The following is a 19,849-nucleotide window of genomic DNA, read 5'->3' as shown; positions in this document are numbered from 1 at the left end:
GTGAAGCGGCATTTCAGTACATATATACTAAGGAGGAATTATCATGGCTTACGAACTTCCAGAATTACCTTATGCGTACGATGCTTTAGAACCGCATATCGACAAGGAAACTATGACTATTCACCATACGAAACACCACAACACATACGTGACAAATTTAAACAAAGCGGTTGAAGGAAACACTGCTCTTGCCAACAAATCAGTTGAAGAGCTTGTTGCAGATCTTGATTCTGTTCCTGAAAACATCCGCACTGCAGTCCGCAACAACGGCGGCGGGCACGCGAACCACAAATTATTCTGGACACTTTTATCTCCAAACGGCGGAGGCGAACCGACTGGCGCGCTTGCTGAAGAGATCAACAGTGTATTTGGAAGCTTTGACAAATTCAAAGAGCAATTCGCAGCAGCAGCAGCTGGACGCTTCGGTTCTGGCTGGGCATGGCTTGTTGTGAACAACGGGAAACTTGAAATCACAAGCACGCCAAACCAAGATTCTCCGCTTTCAGAAGGCAAAACGCCTATCTTAGGTCTTGACGTTTGGGAGCATGCTTACTACCTTAACTATCAAAACCGCCGTCCTGATTACATTTCAGCTTTCTGGAATGTTGTAAACTGGGACGAAGTGGCTCGTCTATACAGCGAAGCAAAATAATGGCACAAACAAGGTCCTCATTATGGGGCCTTGTTTTTTTATGTCTTCTTTTTACATATCTCGGTTTGAGTGAGACAGACTAAGGGATAGTAAAGGGGAGTCAGTAATGAGCAAACTAAAAAAAGTGATAGGCGATGTAGACGTAAACAAAGGGTTACTCTTTCTGCTGACCATTGGCGGGCTTTACTCGCTGGGAATTGCACTGTCCAATACATTTGTTAATGTGTATCTTTGGAAGCAGTCAGGGAAATTTATTGATTTGGCGATATATAATTTATCCATTGTGACAATGCAGCCGATAACCTTTTATTTGGCTGGACGGTTAGCCAAAAAAATAGACAGGGTATTCATTTTAAGGTTCGGCGTCATTTTTTTAGCTGCCTTTTATTTAAGTGTGCTTTTAGCCGGAGAAACGGCGGCCAGCCGTCTCGTGCTAATCGGCACGGTGCTCGGAGTTGGCTATGGCTTTTATTGGCTAGCGTTTAACGTACTGACCTTTGAAATAACAGAGCCGGATACACGAGACTTTTTCAACGGGTTTATGGGCATTCTGTCTTCCTCTGCAGGAATGATCGGCCCGATTGTAGCCGGATTCGTGATCTCAAGGCTTGAAAATAATACGGGTTATACAGTGATTTTCAGTCTCTCCCTCAGTTTATTTGCCCTGGCTGTCGTGATGAGCTTTTTCTTAAAACGGAGAGAATCAAAGGGCCGTTTTATGCTGAGCAAAGTATTTGGAGAGCGCCATAGCAATATGAATTGGCGGAGAATTACGAATGCGCATTTTTTTCAGGGTTTGAGAGAAGGGATTTTTGTCTTTTTAATCAGTGTGTTTGTATTTATTGAGACAAACAGCGAACTTGCTCTCGGTACATTCGGTCTTGTCAATTCAGCTGTTTCCTTCTTTGCCTACTACTTTGCATCCAGGCTGATTAAGAAAAAGGCGAGAAAAAAATCGATTTTGCTGGGCGGACTTATTTTGTATGGGGCGCTGTTTTTGATTCTGTTTCATATGAGCTTTTCGACATTATTAACGTACGGCGTTTTTATTGCCATCGGCTATCCTCTGTTGCTTGTGCCATATGTATCACTTACATATGATGTGATAGGGCGGGCGAGGCATGCCAGAAAAGCAAGAATTGAATATATCGTGCTTAGAGAAATGTTCTTGAACGCCGGCAGAATTGTTTCCATTTTGTGCTTTCTCCTGATTGTGGCCCTTCTGAAAGAGGATGTGGGAATTCCTTTGTCACTTGCGATATTGGGTATAGGACATCCTTTGATTTATTACTTTGTCAAGGATATCCGTTTTAAGGAGAAAGAAGGGGAAAATGAAACCATGGAAGAAGATGGCCAAAAACGGGTAACAGAACCTACCCTGTTAAAAGGCGAGAGATAATTTTTTTGCCAAAAAGGGGTTATCTGTAGAAAAAAGTCGAAAAAACCTTTAAAATGAAAACTGGCACTCTTACTTGAGTGTCTTTTCTTTCTGTAAATAGAAAAGGTGATGTTATGAGGAGAAATAAACCAAAAAAGCAAAATCATAAAGAGAAAAAGAAGTCGCTTCCGATCCGGCTGAATATTTTATTTTTAGCTGCCTTTGTTATATTTACCTGGATTATTGTGGAACTGGGCATCAAGCAGATCGTGCAAGGCGATGATTACAAAAACCAAGCGAATAAGCAGGAACAAAGTGAAGTCAGCTCAGCGGTACCACGCGGGAAAATTTATGATCGAAACTTTAATGCCATTGTGACAAATAAGGCTTTAAATGCAATCACATACACGAGATCTAAATCGACCACGCAAGAACAGCGCTTAAAGATCGCAAAAAAGCTGTCTGACATGATCAAAGTCGATACAAAAAAAGTAACAGAACGGGATAAAAAAGATTATTGGATTTTGACTAGACCGAAAGAAGCGAAAAAGCTCATTAGCTCTAAAGAAAGACAGCAGGTTGAAGACAAAAAAATATCCGATGACGATTTATACCAGCTTCAGCTAAAACGGATTACTGATAAGCAGCTGAATGAATTGACGGATAAAGATATGCAGATCCTCGCTATCAAAAGACAGATGGATTCGGGCTATGCATTGACCCCTCAATATATCAAAAACGAAGATGTATCAGCGAAGGAAATGGCAGTGGTAAGTGAACATTTAGACGAACTGCCAGGTGTTGATGTCACGTCCGATTGGGAACGTGAATATCCGTATAAAAACCTTCTTCGCTCAGTGCTCGGAAGTGTGTCCAGCTCTAATGAAGGATTGCCGTCCAACTTGCTCGACCATTATCTGTCGCTTGGCTACAGCCGAAATGACAGGGTCGGAAAAAGTTATCTGGAATACCAATACGAAAGCCTTCTGCAGGGCCAAAAAGCCAAAGTCGAAAATATCACAGATTCAAACGGCAATGTCACGGGAACAAAAACGGTATCTGAAGGCAAAGCCGGTAAAGATCTCGTCCTTACGATTGACATTGATTTGCAAAAAGAAGTGGAAAAAATCATTGAGAAGAACCTCAAATCTGCTAAAGCAAGACCAAGCACGCAATTGTTAGACCGGGCATTCGTTGTCATGATGGACCCAAGAAACGGTGAAGTGCTTTCAATGGCGGGCAAGCAGATTAAACAAGAAAATGGGAAATATAAAATTGATGATTACGCTTTAGGTACAATGACGTCATCTTACGCCATGGGTTCAGCAGTCAAAGGCGCAACAGTCTTGACAGGCCTTCAAACCGGAGCCATCAATCTGAATACTGTTTTTCAAGATGAACCTTTATATATTGGTCAGGATAAACGCGGTAAAAAGTCATGGACTAACTTAGGACCGGTCAATATTCAAAGAGCCTTAGAGCAGTCTTCTAACGTATTTATGTTTAAAACAGCGATCGCGCTCGGAAAAGGTGAATATAAACCGCACCAAGCTTTACCGATTGATACGACGGCCTTTGATACGTTCCGTAATTATTTCAGCCAATTTGGATTAGGTGTCAAAACTGGAATTGATCTTCCGAATGAAATGACAGGCTATAAAGGAACAGACAGATTGACGGGATTCTTGCTTGACTATGCAATCGGCCAATACGACACATATACACCGCTGGAACTGGCGCAATACGTATCAACGATTGCAAACGGCGGGTATCGCTTAAAACCTCAGCTTGTGAAAGAAGTCAGGGATCCTAATCCTGAAAAAGGAATCGGTGCTGTCGTACAATCCGTTCAGCCGGAAGTGCTGAATAAAATTGACATGAAGAGTGAATATATTAAAGAGGTTCAGGCCGGATTCAGACGGGTGATGACAAAAGGGACAGCTGCCAGCCAATTTGCTTCAGCGTCATATCAGCCTGCCGGTAAAACAGGAACAGCACAATCGTTCTATGATGGACCTGATAAATCAAAAACAGGAACAGCGACTTATAATACGACACTTGTTGCCTATGCACCGGCTGATAATCCTGAGATTGCGATCTCTGTAGTAGTCCCTTGGGCTTATATTGATTACAGCGCTAAATATACCATTACAAACGAAATCGGCAGGGAAGTAATGGATAAATATTTTGAGCTGAAATCGAAGCAGGACAAAGAAGATACTCAGCAAAAGAATAAAGACAAAATTGAAGAAAATGCAGAAAACACAACGTCTTCTGATAACTAAAAAGATACGCTCACATGATGTGGGCGTTTTTTTTATACAAAAAAACGCACTGATTTACAAAACCTTAACATTCGGTTCAAACCCTTTTTACATAGAACCTTTACTCTATACGTGTAGGACAAATTACACATTATACGCAGGGGGAATTCAGGAAATGAAAAAAAACAAATTGATGCTTATGCTTCTGATGGCTGCTTTTATGATGATTGCAGCTGCATGCGGAAATGCAGGAGAAAGTAAAAAATCGAATAGCGATTCTGCAAAAGGAGAAGAAAAGGCATCAGGTTCTTTAACCATTTCTGGTTCATCGGCAATGCAGCCACTAGTACTTGCAGCCGCGGAAAAATTTATGGAAGAAAACCCTGATGCTGATATACAGGTACAAGCTGGCGGTTCTGGAACAGGGCTTTCTCAAGTCTCTGAAGGAGCTGTTCAGATCGGGAATTCAGACGTTTTTGCTGAAGAAAAAGAAGGCATCGATGCAAAAGCGCTTGTCGATCATCAAGTCGCTGTAGTTGGTATGGCAGCAGCTGTAAACCCTGATGCTGGTGTGAAGGATATTTCAAAAGATGAATTGAAAAAAATCTTCACTGGCAAAATTAAAAACTGGAAAGAGCTCGGCGGCAAAGACCAAAAGATTACACTTGTAAACCGTCCTGATTCTTCCGGCACACGTGCTACATTTGTGAAATATGCGCTTGACGGAGAAGAACCTGCAGAAGGCATTACTGAAGATTCCTCCAACACGGTGAAAAAAATTATTGCTGATACTCCTGGAGCGATTGGATATCTTGCATTCTCATATTTAACAGATGACAAAGTAACTGCTCTATCAATTGATGGTGTAAAACCTGAAGCGAAAAATGTCACAACTGGCGAGTATCCGATCTGGGCTTATCAGCATTCTTATACAAAAGGTGAAGCGACAGGTTTAGCTAAAGAATTTCTTGATTATCTAAAGAGTGAAGACATTCAAAAAAGCATTGTTACTGACCAAGGCTACATTCCAGTTACTGATATGAAAGTGACACGTGATGCCAACGGGAAGCAAAGCTGATCTTAATAAAAAGAGGAGTGCGGGGACAACCGTTTCTCCTCTTAACACATTCATAGGAGTGTAAAACAATGATAAACAATAGAGAAAATATGTCTGTGAGCGAGCGCTTAATCAGCTCTAGGCAAAATCGGCAATTGGATGAAGTTCGGGGAAGAATGATAGTCACAGCTTGTGCACTGATTATGATTGCGGCATCTGTTGCAATCACCATTTTCCTCGGCGTGAAGGGGCTGCAATCTTTTCTTGTAAATGGTGTAAGCCCAATTGAATTCTTAACGAGCTTAAATTGGAATCCTACAGATAGTGATCCAAAATACGGAGTGCTGCCATTTATTTTTGGCTCATTTGCAGTAACGATTCTTTCTGCTCTAATCGCTGCGCCGCTTGGCATTGCAGGTGCGATTTTTATGACAGAGATTGCCCCGAATTGGGGAAAGAAAGTGCTGCAGCCGGTGATTGAGCTTTTAGTCGGTATTCCATCTGTTGTTTATGGATTCATAGGTCTTACAGTATTGGTGCCGTTTATCGCCCAGTTCAAATCGAGCGGAACAGGGCACAGTTTATTGGCGGGAACGATTGTCCTTTCCGTCATGATTCTGCCGACGATCACATCGATTTCTGCTGATGCAATGGCTTCTCTTCCGAAGAGTTTACGAGAGGGTTCTTACGCGCTCGGTGCGACAAGATGGCAGACGATCAGAAAAGTACTTGTGCCTGCAGCTTTTCCAACATTGATGACAGCTGTTGTGTTAGGCATGGCTCGGGCGTTCGGTGAAGCTTTGGCTGTTCAGATGGTCATTGGAAATACAAGAGTATTGCCGGAAAGCCTGTTTGACACTGCGGGAACGCTGACAACGATCATCACGCTGAATATGGGCCACACCACATACGGAAGTGTTGAAAACAATACGCTGTGGTCAATGGGGCTTGTGCTTCTGGTGATGTCATTCTTGTTCATCCTGCTTATTCGCTACTTGTCATCTAGGAGGAAAGTGTAATGAACCGCAAAATAACAGATAAACTGGCGACCGGAATGTTTGGTTTGTGTGCAGCCATTATCGCTGCCATTTTAGTAGGTTTGTTTTCCTATATTATTATAAACGGTGTTTCTCAGCTCAGTTTGCAATTTATTACAACAAAATCGAGCGCCATTGCAGCTGGAGGAGGCATACGAGATCAGCTGTTTAACTCCTTTTATATTTTGTTTATTACAATGCTGATTACAATCCCGCTCGGTGTGGGCGGCGGAGTCTTCATGGCTGAATACGCGCCTAATAACAAAGTAACTGACTTCATCAGAACATGTATAGAGGTGCTTTCATCTCTTCCGTCTATTGTCATTGGGATGTTTGGATTATTGATGTTTGTCAACTTAACAGGCTGGGGATATACGATCATAGGCGGGGCGCTTGCGTTAACTGTTTTTAACCTTCCTGTCATGGTGCGTGTGACAGAAGACGCGATCCGTTCAGTCCCTAAAGATCTGAAGGAAGCCTCTCTCGCTTTAGGTGTATCACGCTGGCATACCGTAAAAACGGTTTTAATTCCAAGTGCGATTCCTTCTATTATCACAGGAGCAATTTTAGCGTCAGGAAGGGTGTTCGGGGAAGCGGCCGCATTATTATTTACGGCAGGCCTGACAACACCGCGTCTTAATTTTACGGAGTGGAACCCGTTTTCGGAAACATCACCGCTTAATATTTTCAGGCCCGCTGAAACACTTGCGGTCCACATTTGGAACGTCAATACACAAGGAATGATTCCGGATGCTGAAGCGATTGCCAACGGTGGTTCTGCCGTGCTGGTGATTTCTGTTCTTGTGTTTAATCTCGCAGCGAGATGGCTTGGCACGATGATCTACAAAAAGCTTACGGCAAATTAGAACGGAAAGAGGCGAAAAACATGTCTGAACAAATGGTAAAAGAAAAACCTGAGCGAGCTGTTATTGTTCCGAAGCAGAACCACGTGCTTGAGGTCAAAGATCTGTCTATTTTTTACGGAAATAAACAAGCCGTTCATCATGTAAACATGGATATTGAAAAAAATGCGGTGACTGCTTTAATTGGGCCGTCGGGATGCGGAAAATCTACTTTTTTGAGAAATATTAACCGAATGAACGATTTAATTCCATCTGCAAGAGCGGAAGGTGAAATCCTTTATGAAGGATTAAATATATTGGGCGGCAATATTAACGTTGTCAGCTTGAGAAGAGAAATCGGAATGGTTTTTCAAAAACCAAATCCATTTCCGAAATCGATCTATGCGAATATCACACATGCATTGAAATATGCCGGAGAGCGGAATAAAGCTGTTTTAGATGAAATTGTGGAAGAAAGTTTAACAAAAGCGGCTCTCTGGGATGAGGTGAAGGATCGTTTACATTCATCCGCACTCTCGTTATCCGGCGGCCAGCAGCAGCGTTTATGCATCGCGAGAACGCTTGCGATGAAGCCGGCTGTTCTTCTGCTTGATGAACCAGCTTCAGCGCTTGATCCGATTTCAAATGCGAAAATAGAGGAATTAATTACAGGATTGAAAAGAGAATACTCAATTATTATTGTCACGCACAATATGCAGCAGGCTCTGCGGGTTTCTGACCGGACGGCATTCTTTTTAAACGGCGAGCTTGTAGAATACGGACAGACCGAACAGATTTTCACGAGTCCGAAAAAGCAAAAGACAGAGGATTATATTAATGGGAAATTCGGATAGGAGGGCGGCAATGAGTATTGCTACCGAAGCTGTAATGAAACAGGAAGTCTATCAAGTCAATGGAATGAACTTATGGTATGGACAGCATCATGCTTTAAAAAATATCAATTTGAGCATTTATGAAAATGAGGTTACGGCGATTATCGGTCCATCCGGATGCGGGAAATCGACCTTTATCAAGACATTGAATTTAATGATTCAAATGACGCCAAATGTAAAGCTTGCAGGTGAGCTGAACTATAATGGCAGCAACATTTTAAAGGATAAAGTGGACATCGTGGATTTACGGAAAAATATCGGCATGGTATTCCAAAAAGGGAACCCGTTTCCGCAATCTATTTTTGATAATGTGGCTTACGGACCGAGAGTCCACGGCACCAAAAATAAGAAGAAGCTTCAGGAAATTGTGGAAAAGTCATTAAAAGACGTGGCGTTATGGGATGAGGTGAAGGATCGATTGCATACGTCCGCTCTTTCGCTGTCAGGGGGCCAGCAGCAGCGTCTTTGCATCGCCAGAGCACTTGCGACCAATCCTGATATTTTGCTGATGGATGAACCGACATCTGCACTAGATCCAATCTCAACGAGAAAAATTGAAGAACTCATTCTAGAGCTGAAAAATAAATATACAATTGTCATTGTCACGCATAACATGCAGCAGGCAGCAAGGGTTTCTGATCAAACCGCCTTTTTCTACATGGGCGAGCTTGTTGAATGCGACAATACGAATAAAATGTTCTCTAACCCGAAGGACCAAAGAACGCTCGATTACATTTCAGGAAAGTTTGGATGAAAAAAACAGGCTGAGTCAGCCTGTTTTTTATCGTGTTAACGTTTTTACGATCTTTTTGAAACTCATGTCTGATTTTACTTTAAACTCGCCGGCACGAATTTCTTTGTGATAGCCGGCATCAATGACATAGTCATTAAAGTCTTGAGCCGAAGAGATAATGCCCTCTTTTTCAAGAATAGCAGATACATCCGCAGTGCTCATGCCATCTTTAATTTTGAGCTTGTACGTTTTGACTTTGTCTGTTTTCGTGTCTGAGCTGCTGTCATCGGTCAACGATTTCTCTTTTGAATCAAGAAGTTTTTGATATTCATCACGGTTCACAGAAACCATTTTTTTAGAATCAAGGTAATTGTTCACGTCTTGTTCAGTTACTGTTTTATTATCTTTTACAGCAGCGGCCTGGTCTTCGTCAGTCAGATAAAAAACAGCTGCAAGAACGGCTGTCGCTAAAATGATGCCGCCAGCAAATGCCTGAATGCCCCGTTTTGTCATACGAGCACCTTCTCATTATCTTTGATAATCGTATTCACGTCTTCCACTGATACATGCTCAGCTTTAGCAATTGCTTCAGCTGACATACCGTTATTATATTTAGAAAGTATTTGTTTAGCGATTTTTTGATTGATGTCGTTCTGCTTTGATTTGCGAATGACAAGGTTTGTTTCCAGTAATTCTTCCTCAAGCACTGTCATTTTCTTTTTGAGCTTGTAAATTTCCTGCATCGCAGAAAGCTGCAGTGTTTCGAGCTCCTGTTCTACATCTTTCATCGGGTCTCTTTGAGAATATGAGAATGCAATTAGCGCTATACTGACGATAAACAACGCAATAATAGCAATTTCCACGTTTCATCACCTTCTATTCTTTTTTTATCCTTCTTTTTTATACCATAAAACCAATAGTTTCTAAAGGAATTCGCGAAAAAAACGAGATTTTGTCGAGAAATCTTTCTTTGCTTCTTCTTTATGTAATGGTTTAATAGGAACACGAAGTGAACGATTGGAAAGGAGAATGTTAGGAGTCCATGGATAAACACCCATTTCCCTATAATATACGACATAAGCTTTCCTTTTTTAGGGACACATTCGACATAATCATTCAAAACGCCCACACCTTGACCGTAAGCTGGGAAATCTCAGAAGAAACAATGCGGCTGGCTGAAGCGGTCCTTTTCGAAAAAACGCAGGATATGATAAAAGAATTGCGCATTGTCATCAAAAGAAAAGACATTGAAGCTGTCAGGACAAAACGCACAACGTATGATAAAGGCGAATGGACGATTAGACAGGCGGCTGGTGATGCTGTATATCGGGCTGAATACAGAATTGTGAATTCAATGAATGTCTCTCTCAAGCTTGCCGGTACAGACGACATCTATCTTGATGAAAATGGGATTCGTCATATAAACAGTTTTCAGATTGAAGAAGCGCACACCGGTTGGGAGGCGCAATTTTCTGCATACACCTGTTATGGGAGAGGGGAAAAAGAACGGTGAACATTCTCATGCTTTCACCCGAACATCCCGATGAGCCGAAAAGCGGGCTCGGTGTCCATTTAAACCGCCTCAATTCCTATTTAAACCCTCATATCAACATTACAGTTTGTACTCCGAGCGGGCAGCTGTTTTCGTATGCGAAGTTTGAAGATTACATAGCTGATGCTAACTTTACAATGGTTCGCCATGTGTTATCACACAATAAACGCTTTGATCTGATTCATGCCCATGATGACACAACTGCCCCTGCCGCCCAGTATTTGAAACAACGGCTTGGCCTTCCGCTTACTGCGACAATCCACGGTCTTGAAAGAGAAAGGAAGAAGGTGTGCCGAGAAGCCCCACACCCATACAGGCTCAAGACCGAACGGCTCCTTATAGAATCCGCTGATGCTTTGGTCGTATTAAGCACATTTATGAAGCGGTCTCTTAATAAGGCAGCACATAAAAAAATAACCGTTATCCCAAGCCCTGCATCTATGGAGGAAGAGAAGGGGAAAATCCAAAGAAGCATAAATAGAAGATTCCTCTTTTCATATGGAAGGTTCGTTCCGGAAAAAGGATTTTCGCAGCTGTTAAAGGTATTTGCCATCTTGAAGCAGCGTCAGCCTGACCTCTATCTAGTGCTGGCTGGGGAGGGACCGTCTCTGTCCTCCTATGAGAAATTGGCTGCGGCATATAACCTGAAGGATCGTGTCATGTTCCTGCCGTTTCTCAATAGGAAAGACATCAGAACGTTACTGTCTCAATGTGAAATGGCTGTTTTCCCTAGTTCTTATGAACCGTTTGGGCTTGCCGCGCAAGAAAGCATGGAACAAGGTGTGCTGACTGTCGTTTCTCAGTCGGGTGGTTTTTGTGATTATGCCGTTCATGACAAAACGGCAATCATCGCTAATTTTACGCTCGTACAGGAAGCGGCTGATCTGCTGGACAGCTTTTTAAAAGACCGGGAAAAAGCCCGCCGGATAAAAGAAGCTGGCAGACAGCAAGTGTTCAAGCTCCACCACCCCCGACTCATTATGTCATCATATTTGCAGCTTTATGAGCGTATCTTCAATAATTCAGCAATTCATTGAAAAACAGCCTAGCATTCCGTCCATTATAGTGGTATTATATATAAGTCTGAATAAGTAAATGATTTTAGTTTGGAGGGAAAATAATGCGCGTTAATATTACTTTGGCTTGCACTGAATGTGGTGAGCGTAACTATATTTCTAAAAAGAACAAACGCAACAATCCAGACCGCGTTGAATTTAAAAAATATTGCCCACGTGATAAAAAATCTACGTTACACCGTGAAACAAAATAACAGCTTTGCTGTTTGAGGTGTAAGAAAAAAGCCAGAGCTTTGAAAAAGGTTCTGGCTTTTTTTCTATTCCGAGGGGGATGAGAGATGAAATCACAATTAAGAAAAAAGACGCTGGAGGCACTGTCTGCTTTATCAAATGAAGATATTCTTCAAAAAACGGAACGTATGTATAAGTACTTGTTTTCTCTGCCGGAGTGGCAAAATGCCGGCACCATTGCCGTCACTATTTCCAGAGGATTAGAGATACCGACGCGTCCTGTCATTGAGCAGGCTTGGGAAGAAGGGAAACAAGTTTGCATCCCAAAATGCCATCCGGACACGAAGAAAATGCAATTTCGCACATATCAGACTGATGATCAGCTCGAAACCGTTTACGCCGGACTGCTCGAGCCGGTAATTGAAAAAACAAAAGTAGTAAACCCATCACAAATTGACTTGATGATCGTTCCAGGTGTTTGTTTTGATGTTAACGGGTTTAGGGTCGGCTTTGGAGGCGGCTATTATGATCGCTATTTAAGTGAATATGAAGGGAAGACAGTCTCATTGCTTTTGGAGTGCCAGTTGTATGCGCACGTACCCAGTCTGCCACATGACATCCCGGTACAAAAGCTGATAACAGAGGATCGGATTATTTCTTGTTTTTCATAACTTTCCTGTCCCTTATTCGAGAATAAATAAGGTAGAATAACAAACCCTATTGGCAGGAGGGATATCATGAAAAAACTTTTGATTTATGCCATTTTCGCGGTTTCTGCCGTCATGTTTTATCAAAATCGCTACCGTCTTATGAATACTGTACTCAGCCAGCCAGGAATCAGGCGGTCTTTTATCCATTTGTTTTTAAGAATTCCATTTATCCGCAATAAGTTTATACAGCAAGCTTTCTAAAATCCCGTGAAAAACGGGATTTTTTGCTTTCAGTAGGCGTTTCGGAGCGCCAGCTGTTATAATGAAAAAAAACTATTGGAGCGGTAAACATGTTTTTGCTGGAGTATACATATTGGAAAATTGCGGCGCACCTGGTGAATAGCGGGTATGGCGTCATACAAGCCGGTGAGTCAGATGAGATATGGCTGGAAGCTCCGGACAAGTCCTCTCATGATCTAGTTCGTCTTTATAAGCACGATCTTGATTTCCGTCAAGAAATGGTTAGAGACATCGAAGAGCAGGCCGAACGAGTAGAACGAGTCAGACATCAATTGGGCAGACGAAGGATGAAGCTGCTGAATGTGTTTTTTTCAACGGAAGCCCCTGTTGATGACTGGGAAGAGATTGCAAAAAAAACGTTTGAGAAGGGAACTGTGTCAGTTGAGCCGGCGATCGTTAGAGGAACGATGCTTCGAGATGATCTTCAAGCGGTTTTTCCATCATTTCGTACAGAAAATTGTAGAGAGGAACACGCTTCGTTTGAAGACGTGCAAATGGCGCGAGAACGCTTCCTTTCGCTAGTGCTGAAACAAGAAGAACAGAGAAAAACTGAAGCGGCGGTTTTTCAAAATGGAAAACCGATTTTTACATATTTATTTATTGCGCTTCAGATCCTAATGTTTTTCTTGCTCGAAATAAACGGGGGCAGCACAAATACGGAGACGCTGGTCGCTTTTGGAGCAAAAGAAAACAGCCTGATTGCACAAGGAGAATGGTGGCGGCTTCTGACACCGATCGTGCTTCACATCGGCATAGCGCATTTAGCTTTTAATACGCTGGCTTTATGGTCGGTTGGTACAGCGGTTGAGCGGATGTATGGATCGGGGAGATTTTTGCTGATTTATCTGGCTGCTGGCATTACGGGTTCGATTGCGAGTTTTGTGTTCAGCCCGTATCCTTCGGCAGGGGCATCAGGAGCCATATTCGGATGCTTAGGTGCATTACTGTATGTTGCTTTATCTAATCGAAAAATGTTTTTAAGAACCATAGGAACCAATATTATTGTCATTATTATCATCAATCTGGGCTTTGGTTTTGCAGTTTCAAATATTGATAATTCAGGACATATCGGCGGCTTGATTGGCGGCTTTTTCGCTGCAGCGGCATTGGGGTTGCCCAAAGCCAGAGCCTTTGGAAAAAGAGTGTTGTCAGCGGTTTTGCTGATTGCTTTGGCTGCCGGTTTTTTATATTACGGATTGCATTCGCCTTCACACCAGGAGTCAGCGCTGATTCAGCAGGCAAGCGAGTTATATCAGGAAGGAAAGTATGAAGAAGTAACAGAATTGCTGAACGGAGAAGCAGAGCAAAAAGATGCCTCTGCCGATCTTTTGAAAATTCTTGCTGTATCTGATATTCAAATCGGCGAATATGATCAGGCGGTTTCCCTTTTGGAACGAGCAGTGAAAAAAGAACCTAAAGACCATGCTTCCTATTACAATTTAGCCTTATTGTATGCGGAAAAAAATGAGCTTGCACAAGCAGAAAAGGCCATCAGGCTGGCTTTAAAATTGGAGCCGAAGGAGCAGCGCTACAAGGAGCTGCAGCAACAAATTGAAAACAATAAAGAATCATAAAGGTGGAATATGGAAAGGAGGCTGGTTTTTTTGTCAGCGTTTTCTTCTTGACTGACCGCTTTCATATGAATACGCTTATGATAGTTAAGTTCAAGAAATGGTGAGGAAAATGAATACATTTTATGATGTGCAACAGCTGTTAAAAAGGTTTGGCCACATTGTTTATTTTGGAGACAGAGAGCTTGAAATTGAGTTTATGCTGGATGAATTAAAGGAATTATACATGAACCACATGATTGAAAAGGAGCAGTGGGCCAGAGCGGCAGCTGTCCTTCGAAAAGAATTGGAACAAACAAAAAACGGAAGAGATTTCTATAAAGGCTAAGGTGATAAAAATGGACGAGATATGGTTTGCGGGCATTGACCTGGGAGGAACGACGATTAAACTCGCTTTTATTAATCAATATGGTGAAATTCAGCATAAGTGGGAAGTTCCGACTGATAAAACCGGCGACACGATTACTGTCACAATTGCAAAAACAATCGACAGCAAGCTGGATGAGCTGCAAAAACCGAAGCACATCATCAAATACATCGGAATGGGTGCACCAGGCCCTGTAGATATGGCGTCAGGAGTTGTTTATGAAACAGTAAATCTAGGGTGGAAAAATTATGCTTTGAAAAACCATCTGGAGACAGAAACCGGCATCCCAGCTGTTATAGAAAATGACGCGAATATTGCTGCGCTGGGGGAAATGTGGAAGGGAGCGGGTGATGGCGCAAAAGACGTCATTCTCGTGACGCTTGGCACAGGAGTTGGCGGCGGTATCATTGCAAATGGTGAAATTGTACATGGCATAAATGGCGCCGGCGGAGAAATCGGCCATATTTGCAGCATCCCTGAAGGCGGAGCGCCCTGCAACTGCGGCAAAACGGGCTGTATCGAAACAATTGCGTCAGCAACCGGAATTGTAAGAATTGCAAAAGAAAAAATAGCAAATGCTAAAAAGACGACACGTTTACAAGCAACCGAACAATTGTCAGCGCGGGATGTGTTTGAAGCGGCGGGTGAAAATGATGAAATTGCCCTTGAGGTGGTTGATTATGTAGCCAAGCACCTTGGTTTGGTGCTCGGAAATTTGGCAAGCTCGCTTAATCCATCCAAAATCGTTCTTGGCGGCGGCGTATCGAGAGCCGGAGAACTGCTGAGATCAAAAGTTGAGAAAACATTCCGCAAATGCGCGTTTCCGCGGGCTGCCCAAGCTGCTGATATTTCAATCGCAGCACTTGGAAATGATGCCGGCGTTATCGGAGGCGCTTGGATCGCTAAAAATGAATGGCTGAAACATCAAAATTGTTAAAATTGTGTAAATCAAATTGATTTACTGTTGTGTTCAGGTTAAGATTTAATTTGATGTGTTAATGAGAATGTTGGGAATAGACTGATTTTTTTGAGCGTGCTGCATAGGAGGTTGAAATGCGAAAAACGTTTTTTTCGAAGATTTCATTTATGCTGATTGCCATTTTATTGATGTGGCTGAAAACGTATGCTGTTTACAAAACCAGTTTTCATATTAAAATCGACAATCTAACACAGGAATTTATTCTGTTTATCAACCCATTGAGTTTTTTGTTGCTTATTTTTGGCCTCAGCCTGTTTTTAAAAGGCAAAAACAGAAATCGCTATATTATCGCGATGAGCTGTCTTGTCACATTTGTATTGCTGGCAAATATGGTTTTTTACCGTTTTTACAATGATTTCTTAACAATCCCTGTTCTTTTTCAAACGAGCAATATGGGTGATCTCGGAAGCAGCATCGGAACACTTCTTGAGCCGACAGACCTCCTATTAGCTGTAGATATTGCGGTTTTAATATGGCTTCACATCCGGCAAAAAGCTTTTCAATCGGATATTCCCTCAACGAAAAATGAACGGGCGGCTTATTTTTTGTTCGTTGCTTCTGTTTATTTCTTCAACCTGGGCTTGTCTGAGGCGGAAAGACCTCAGCTATTGACACGCTCATTTGACAGAGAAATGCTTGTTAAAAACATTAGCCTGTTTAATTTTCATATTTACGATGGCGTTCTTCAGTCAAAGCAATCCGCACAGAGAGCGTTGGCAGACAGCAACAGCCTGACGGAGATTGAAAACTACGTAACCGCTAATGCGAAGGATGCCAACAAACGCTTATTCGGCGCTGCAAAAGGAAGGAACGTCATTCTCGTATCCTTAGAGTCGACGCAAAGCTTCGTGATTAATGAAAAATTGAATGGAGAAGAAATCACGCCTTTTCTGAATGACTTTATAAAACAGAGCTACAACTTTAATAATGTTTACCACCAAACAGGCCAGGGGAAAACCTCGGATTCTGAATTTATCGTGGACAATTCACTGTATCCGCTTGGACGAGGTGCCGTGTTTTTTACGAATGCGGGCAATCAATATATGGCCGCTCCTGAAATTTTGAAAAACAGCGGATACTATTCAGCGGTGCTCCACGCTAATAATAAGAGCTTTTGGAATCGTGATTTAATGTACGACTCATTTGGGTATGATTCGTTTTTTGATATTAACTCGTATGATGTAACTGACGAAAATTCAGTCGGCTGGGGATTGAAGGATAAAGAATTTTTTGAGCAGTCTTCAGAGCTGATGAAAAATCTGCCTCAGCCGTTTTACTCGAGGCTGATTACACTGACGAACCACTTCCCGTTTGATCTTGATGAAGAGGATCAATTGATTGATGAATATGATTCAAGCAGCCAGACGCTAAATAAATATTTTCCGACAGTGCGTTATCAGGATGAGGCGCTAAAACGGTTTATCGAAAAGCTGAAGGAAGACGGATTATACGACAACTCTGTTATTGTATTATATGGTGACCATTATGGTATATCAGAAAACCATAATGAAGCGATGGGGCAGTTTTTAGGAAAAGAAATAACCCCATTTGAAGAGGTACAGCTCCAAAAAGTGCCGCTGGTCATTCATATTCCGGGTATTACTGATAAAAAGCCGCAAACCATTGAAACAGTAGGTGGGCAGATTGATATCAGGCCGACGCTAATGAATCTTTTAGGGATTGATACGAAAGATCAAATTCAATTCGGCAACGATCTGCTTTCAGACGAAAAACTGGACTTTACGGTGCTCCGGGACGGGAGCTTTATCACAGATCAGGTTGTTTATACAGACGGTGCGTGTTATGACAAAGAGACGGGAAAACCGTTAGAAGAGACAAAACAATGTGAAGCATTTGCTGATAAAGCAAAACAGGAGCTATCACTTTCTGATGAAATCATTTATGGGGATTTGTTGCGATTTTATGACCAGAAAAGGCTGGACAATTCATCAAAACGGAAAGAAAAACAAATGCTTGATCAGGCATCGTAATCACAATGTCTCCCGCGTCAAAGTGAGCGGGAGGCTTTCTTTTTTTAAATAGGCTGTCATATAGTAACAAAAAAGGGGGATGATGATGGCGTTTATTACGGTGAAACCTGAGATCAAGAACAATTTGGCCAGAGTGGCGAAAGAACTGAAGATAGACGAGGAATTGCTTAAAAGTGCAAATCGCTCCGCACAAAAACATCAATTGTATTGCCCTGGTTATGTGATAGAGGAGCATAGCGGCAAAGAGCTTCAAACCATTCAGGACATAAAGCGCTTTTTACAGCCTCGGCAGCTGAAACTTTCTGATAGCTGGATTGAGCAAGAGAAAATCTATGATGATTCAGCTGTTGAAAAGGAAATAAAGAAGATTATTGATGTTTTTCCGTTTGTCTCATGCCGGGAAATTGGCCGTTCTGTACTCGGCAGGCCTATCTGGGAGCTGAAGGCTGGTGGGGAGCATGCCGTAAAAAAGGTCCATATGAACGCGTCATTTCATGCGAATGAGTGGATTACAACGTCTGTCCTGCTAAAATGGTTTAAGGAATACTGTATGTCATTATGCTGCAATTCGCCTTTCTTTGGCTTTTCTCCCATAAAGCTGTTTAACAGCACATCCTTATCCCTCGTTCCTCTTGTCAATCCGGATGGCGTTGATCTTGTTTTAAACGGATCAGAAGTCATGGGAGCCAGAAGAGATGAGCTCGAAAGGCTAAATGAACATCGTCCGAATTTTAATGAATGGAAGGCGAATATAAACGGGGTTGATTTAAATAAACAATTTCCATCATTATGGGAAATTGAAAAATACCGAAAACCGACAGCACCCAGCTACCGCGATTTTCCGGGAATCTCTCCGCTTACGGAGCCGGAATCTATTGCGATGTACCGGCTGATCACGGAGAATCCGCCTGACAGACTACTGGCTCTTCATACTCAAGGAGAAGAAATTTATTGGGGCTATAAAGGCCTTGAGCCTGAGGAATCTGCTGCCGTGATAAAGGATTTTGAGGAGTTAAGCGGGAACATTTATAAGGGAGTAAGGGATATAGACAGCTATGCTGGATTTCGTGATTGGTTTATTCATCATTATTTTAAGGAAGGGTATACGGTGGAACTTGGAAAAGGCCAAAATCCTTTGCCGTTTCAGCAGTTTTTACACATATATAACGCCACAAACGGCATCTTGTGGAGGGCGTTATTTTTTCATGAGTAACTGAAACTTTTTCTTTTTTCTGCCGAAGCAAATATGAGAGAATAAAGATGATCGGAGGGGAATGCTGATGAGATCAGTTTGTTTTATTCTGCTGGCGGTATTGCTGTTTAGTTTATCGGCATGCGAACCATCTCATCAGCAGCAAAAACAGGCATCGGCGGCAAAAGATGAGAAAAAAGACATCATACCGCTTTCCTCGGAAAAAGCGGATGGGGCGGAAGGCTGGCTGAATAACAGCACAATATTATATACTGCGTCTAATCCGACGAAAACAGAGCTTTTTGCGTACCGCATCTTTACAGGCAAAGCGAAAAAGCTCTATCAAACGGATGGTCAAATCGTTGATGTTCAAATCAATGCGAGGGAGCAGATGATTCTGCTGCAAATCACACATAGCCAAAAGACGGCAGTCGTTTTGCTTAATGCAGAAGGAGAGACGCTTTACGAAAAAGATTACGAAACGTATGAGCTTGAGGCTGCTTGGAATCAGTATGATCCTTATCAAATGATGGTGACGGAATTCAATGAAAACTGGGATTTCCATACATATCAGGTGAATGCTAAAAAAGACGAATCTTTCTTAAGCCCAGTACAGGTTCCGTTCATTCATTGGACATCCAAAAATACATTTGATTATGTAAAAGAGGGAAGAGACGATAAAACAGGGCCTTTATATACGTTCGATACAGCTTCTAAGACGGAACAGAAGCTTGAGGATGACGTTCTATTCTTCGATTCTTTCCATCAAATGAGTTTTACTGTCAAATCAGCTTCCGGAGGAAAAGGGACGTATCAGTTTAAAACGCCTCAATCAACATCACCTGTTACAGCGAAATGGCCGCTCCAAGCGAAATATACAAGTTTGGCTCCAATGGAGTATGACTATGATGATGCAGGAGGCATGTTTTATACATTCAAACAAAGCGGCGATGCATATAAGCTCGCAGCAATCAATGTAGCATCGGGAGAGACAAAAGATCTTGTGTCTCTGCGGGAAATGGAGCCGATTCAAATATCTCCGAACGGGAAATATGCGTTATACGGCTTTCATTTTGAGCAAATTATTTTATTGAAATCACATGAAACGAAGCAACTCATCATTGATCAAAAGGAGATGGAATAA

General features: G+C 42.2%; 21 protein-coding genes. 19 read left to right on the top strand and 2 right to left on the bottom strand.

Annotated elements, in window-relative coordinates:
• The first annotated feature begins 43 nt into the window (after positions 1-43).
• The 8 genes from sodA to pstB (KXZ66_RS13130) all read left to right on the top strand — a co-directional run bounded on the left by sodA (position 44) and on the right by pstB (KXZ66_RS13130) (position 8,877).
• Entirely contained in the window at positions 44-652 is a 609-nt protein-coding gene (gene sodA / locus KXZ66_RS13165; protein ID WP_004398583.1) for a superoxide dismutase SodA, read from the top strand.
• A 106-nt stretch (positions 653-758) separates the two neighbouring features.
• Complete coding sequence (locus tag KXZ66_RS13160) at positions 759-2,051, top strand: MFS transporter (RefSeq protein WP_072175795.1); 1,293 nt, start codon at positions 759-761, stop codon at positions 2,049-2,051.
• 113 nt (positions 2,052-2,164) lie between these two features.
• Positions 2,165-4,315, top strand: a complete 2,151-nt coding sequence (gene pbpA, locus KXZ66_RS13155; protein ID WP_219144589.1) for a penicillin-binding protein 2A — start codon at positions 2,165-2,167, stop codon at positions 4,313-4,315.
• Positions 4,316-4,469: 154 nt separating this feature from the next.
• The gene (locus KXZ66_RS13150; RefSeq protein WP_031315217.1) at positions 4,470-5,372 is read left to right on the top strand and encodes a phosphate ABC transporter substrate-binding protein; all 903 of its coding nucleotides are present in this window, start codon (positions 4,470-4,472) and stop codon (positions 5,370-5,372) included.
• A gap of 68 nt (positions 5,373-5,440) precedes the next feature.
• Positions 5,441-6,370: a phosphate ABC transporter permease subunit PstC gene (gene pstC, locus KXZ66_RS13145; protein WP_014477352.1), complete on the top strand. Its 930-nt coding sequence runs from the start codon at positions 5,441-5,443 to the stop codon at positions 6,368-6,370.
• Positions 6,370-7,254 (top strand): phosphate ABC transporter permease PstA, encoded by an 885-nt coding sequence (gene pstA, locus KXZ66_RS13140; RefSeq protein ID WP_029317900.1) that lies wholly within the window; start codon positions 6,370-6,372, stop codon positions 7,252-7,254. The genes pstC and pstA overlap by 1 nt, the downstream gene beginning before the upstream one ends.
• Positions 7,255-7,274: 20 nt before the next feature.
• Positions 7,275-8,084 carry a phosphate ABC transporter ATP-binding protein PstB gene (pstB, locus tag KXZ66_RS13135; protein ID WP_015384102.1) on the top strand — a complete coding sequence of 270 codons (810 nt, stop codon included), beginning with the start codon at positions 7,275-7,277 and terminating at the stop codon, positions 8,082-8,084.
• A gap of 10 nt (positions 8,085-8,094) precedes the next feature.
• Positions 8,095-8,877, top strand: a complete 783-nt coding sequence (gene pstB / locus KXZ66_RS13130) for a phosphate ABC transporter ATP-binding protein PstB (RefSeq protein ID WP_014480273.1) — start codon at positions 8,095-8,097, stop codon at positions 8,875-8,877.
• Positions 8,878-8,904: 27 nt separating this feature from the next.
• On the opposite strand, the gene KXZ66_RS13125 is transcribed toward pstB (KXZ66_RS13130), so the two are convergent.
• Positions 8,905-9,369 carry an endolytic transglycosylase MltG gene (locus tag KXZ66_RS13125; RefSeq protein ID WP_014480272.1) on the bottom strand — a complete coding sequence of 155 codons (465 nt, stop codon included), beginning with the start codon at positions 9,367-9,369 and terminating at the stop codon, positions 8,905-8,907.
• Complete coding sequence (locus KXZ66_RS13120) at positions 9,366-9,719, bottom strand: hypothetical protein (RefSeq protein ID WP_003245993.1); 354 nt, start codon at positions 9,717-9,719, stop codon at positions 9,366-9,368. The genes KXZ66_RS13125 and KXZ66_RS13120 overlap by 4 nt, the downstream gene beginning before the upstream one ends.
• A 179-nt stretch (positions 9,720-9,898) precedes the next feature.
• Between KXZ66_RS13120 and KXZ66_RS13115 the strand changes: the two genes are divergently transcribed.
• The 11 genes from KXZ66_RS13115 (at position 9,899) to KXZ66_RS13065 (ending at position 19,849) form a co-directional block, all read left to right on the top strand.
• Positions 9,899-10,369: a hypothetical protein gene (locus KXZ66_RS13115; protein ID WP_049141208.1), complete on the top strand. Its 471-nt coding sequence runs from the start codon at positions 9,899-9,901 to the stop codon at positions 10,367-10,369.
• Positions 10,366-11,445 (top strand): glycosyltransferase family 4 protein, encoded by a 1,080-nt coding sequence (locus tag KXZ66_RS13110; protein WP_219144588.1) that lies wholly within the window; start codon positions 10,366-10,368, stop codon positions 11,443-11,445. The genes KXZ66_RS13115 and KXZ66_RS13110 overlap by 4 nt, the downstream gene beginning before the upstream one ends.
• Positions 11,446-11,528: 83 nt before the next feature.
• The gene (gene rpmG / locus KXZ66_RS13105) at positions 11,529-11,678 is read left to right on the top strand and encodes a 50S ribosomal protein L33 (protein WP_003153056.1); all 150 of its coding nucleotides are present in this window, start codon (positions 11,529-11,531) and stop codon (positions 11,676-11,678) included.
• Between the two features lie 84 nt (positions 11,679-11,762).
• Complete coding sequence (locus KXZ66_RS13100; RefSeq protein WP_038829725.1) at positions 11,763-12,326, top strand: 5-formyltetrahydrofolate cyclo-ligase; 564 nt, start codon at positions 11,763-11,765, stop codon at positions 12,324-12,326.
• A gap of 66 nt (positions 12,327-12,392) precedes the next feature.
• Entirely contained in the window at positions 12,393-12,566 is a 174-nt protein-coding gene (locus tag KXZ66_RS13095; RefSeq protein WP_003230126.1) for a hypothetical protein, read from the top strand.
• Between the two features lie 89 nt (positions 12,567-12,655).
• Entirely contained in the window at positions 12,656-14,179 is a 1,524-nt protein-coding gene (gene yqgP, locus KXZ66_RS13090; RefSeq protein ID WP_049141211.1) for a rhomboid protease YqgP, read from the top strand.
• A 109-nt stretch (positions 14,180-14,288) separates the two neighbouring features.
• Positions 14,289-14,504: a YqgQ family protein gene (locus KXZ66_RS13085; RefSeq protein ID WP_077671435.1), complete on the top strand. Its 216-nt coding sequence runs from the start codon at positions 14,289-14,291 to the stop codon at positions 14,502-14,504.
• Positions 14,505-14,514: 10 nt separating this feature from the next.
• Positions 14,515-15,480: a glucose kinase GlcK gene (gene glcK / locus KXZ66_RS13080; RefSeq protein WP_046160589.1), complete on the top strand. Its 966-nt coding sequence runs from the start codon at positions 14,515-14,517 to the stop codon at positions 15,478-15,480.
• 116 nt (positions 15,481-15,596) lie between these two features.
• A complete protein-coding gene (locus KXZ66_RS13075) occupies positions 15,597-17,513 on the top strand; it encodes an LTA synthase family protein (protein ID WP_003230133.1) in 1,917 nt (638 codons plus the stop codon).
• 82 nt (positions 17,514-17,595) lie between these two features.
• Positions 17,596-18,726, top strand: coding sequence for a M14 family metallopeptidase (locus KXZ66_RS13070; RefSeq protein WP_080474435.1), 1,131 nt, complete (start codon positions 17,596-17,598; stop codon positions 18,724-18,726).
• A 61-nt stretch (positions 18,727-18,787) separates the two neighbouring features.
• A complete protein-coding gene (locus KXZ66_RS13065) occupies positions 18,788-19,849 on the top strand; it encodes a YqgU-like beta propeller domain-containing protein (protein WP_128441725.1) in 1,062 nt (353 codons plus the stop codon).

Source organism: Bacillus sp. LJBS17, assembly GCF_019334685.1.
Classification (GTDB): Bacteria; Bacillota; Bacilli; order Bacillales; family Bacillaceae; genus Bacillus; species Bacillus subtilis.
Note: the sequence above shows the minus strand (reverse complement) of the source record. Positions and strands in the feature narration are given on the sequence as shown.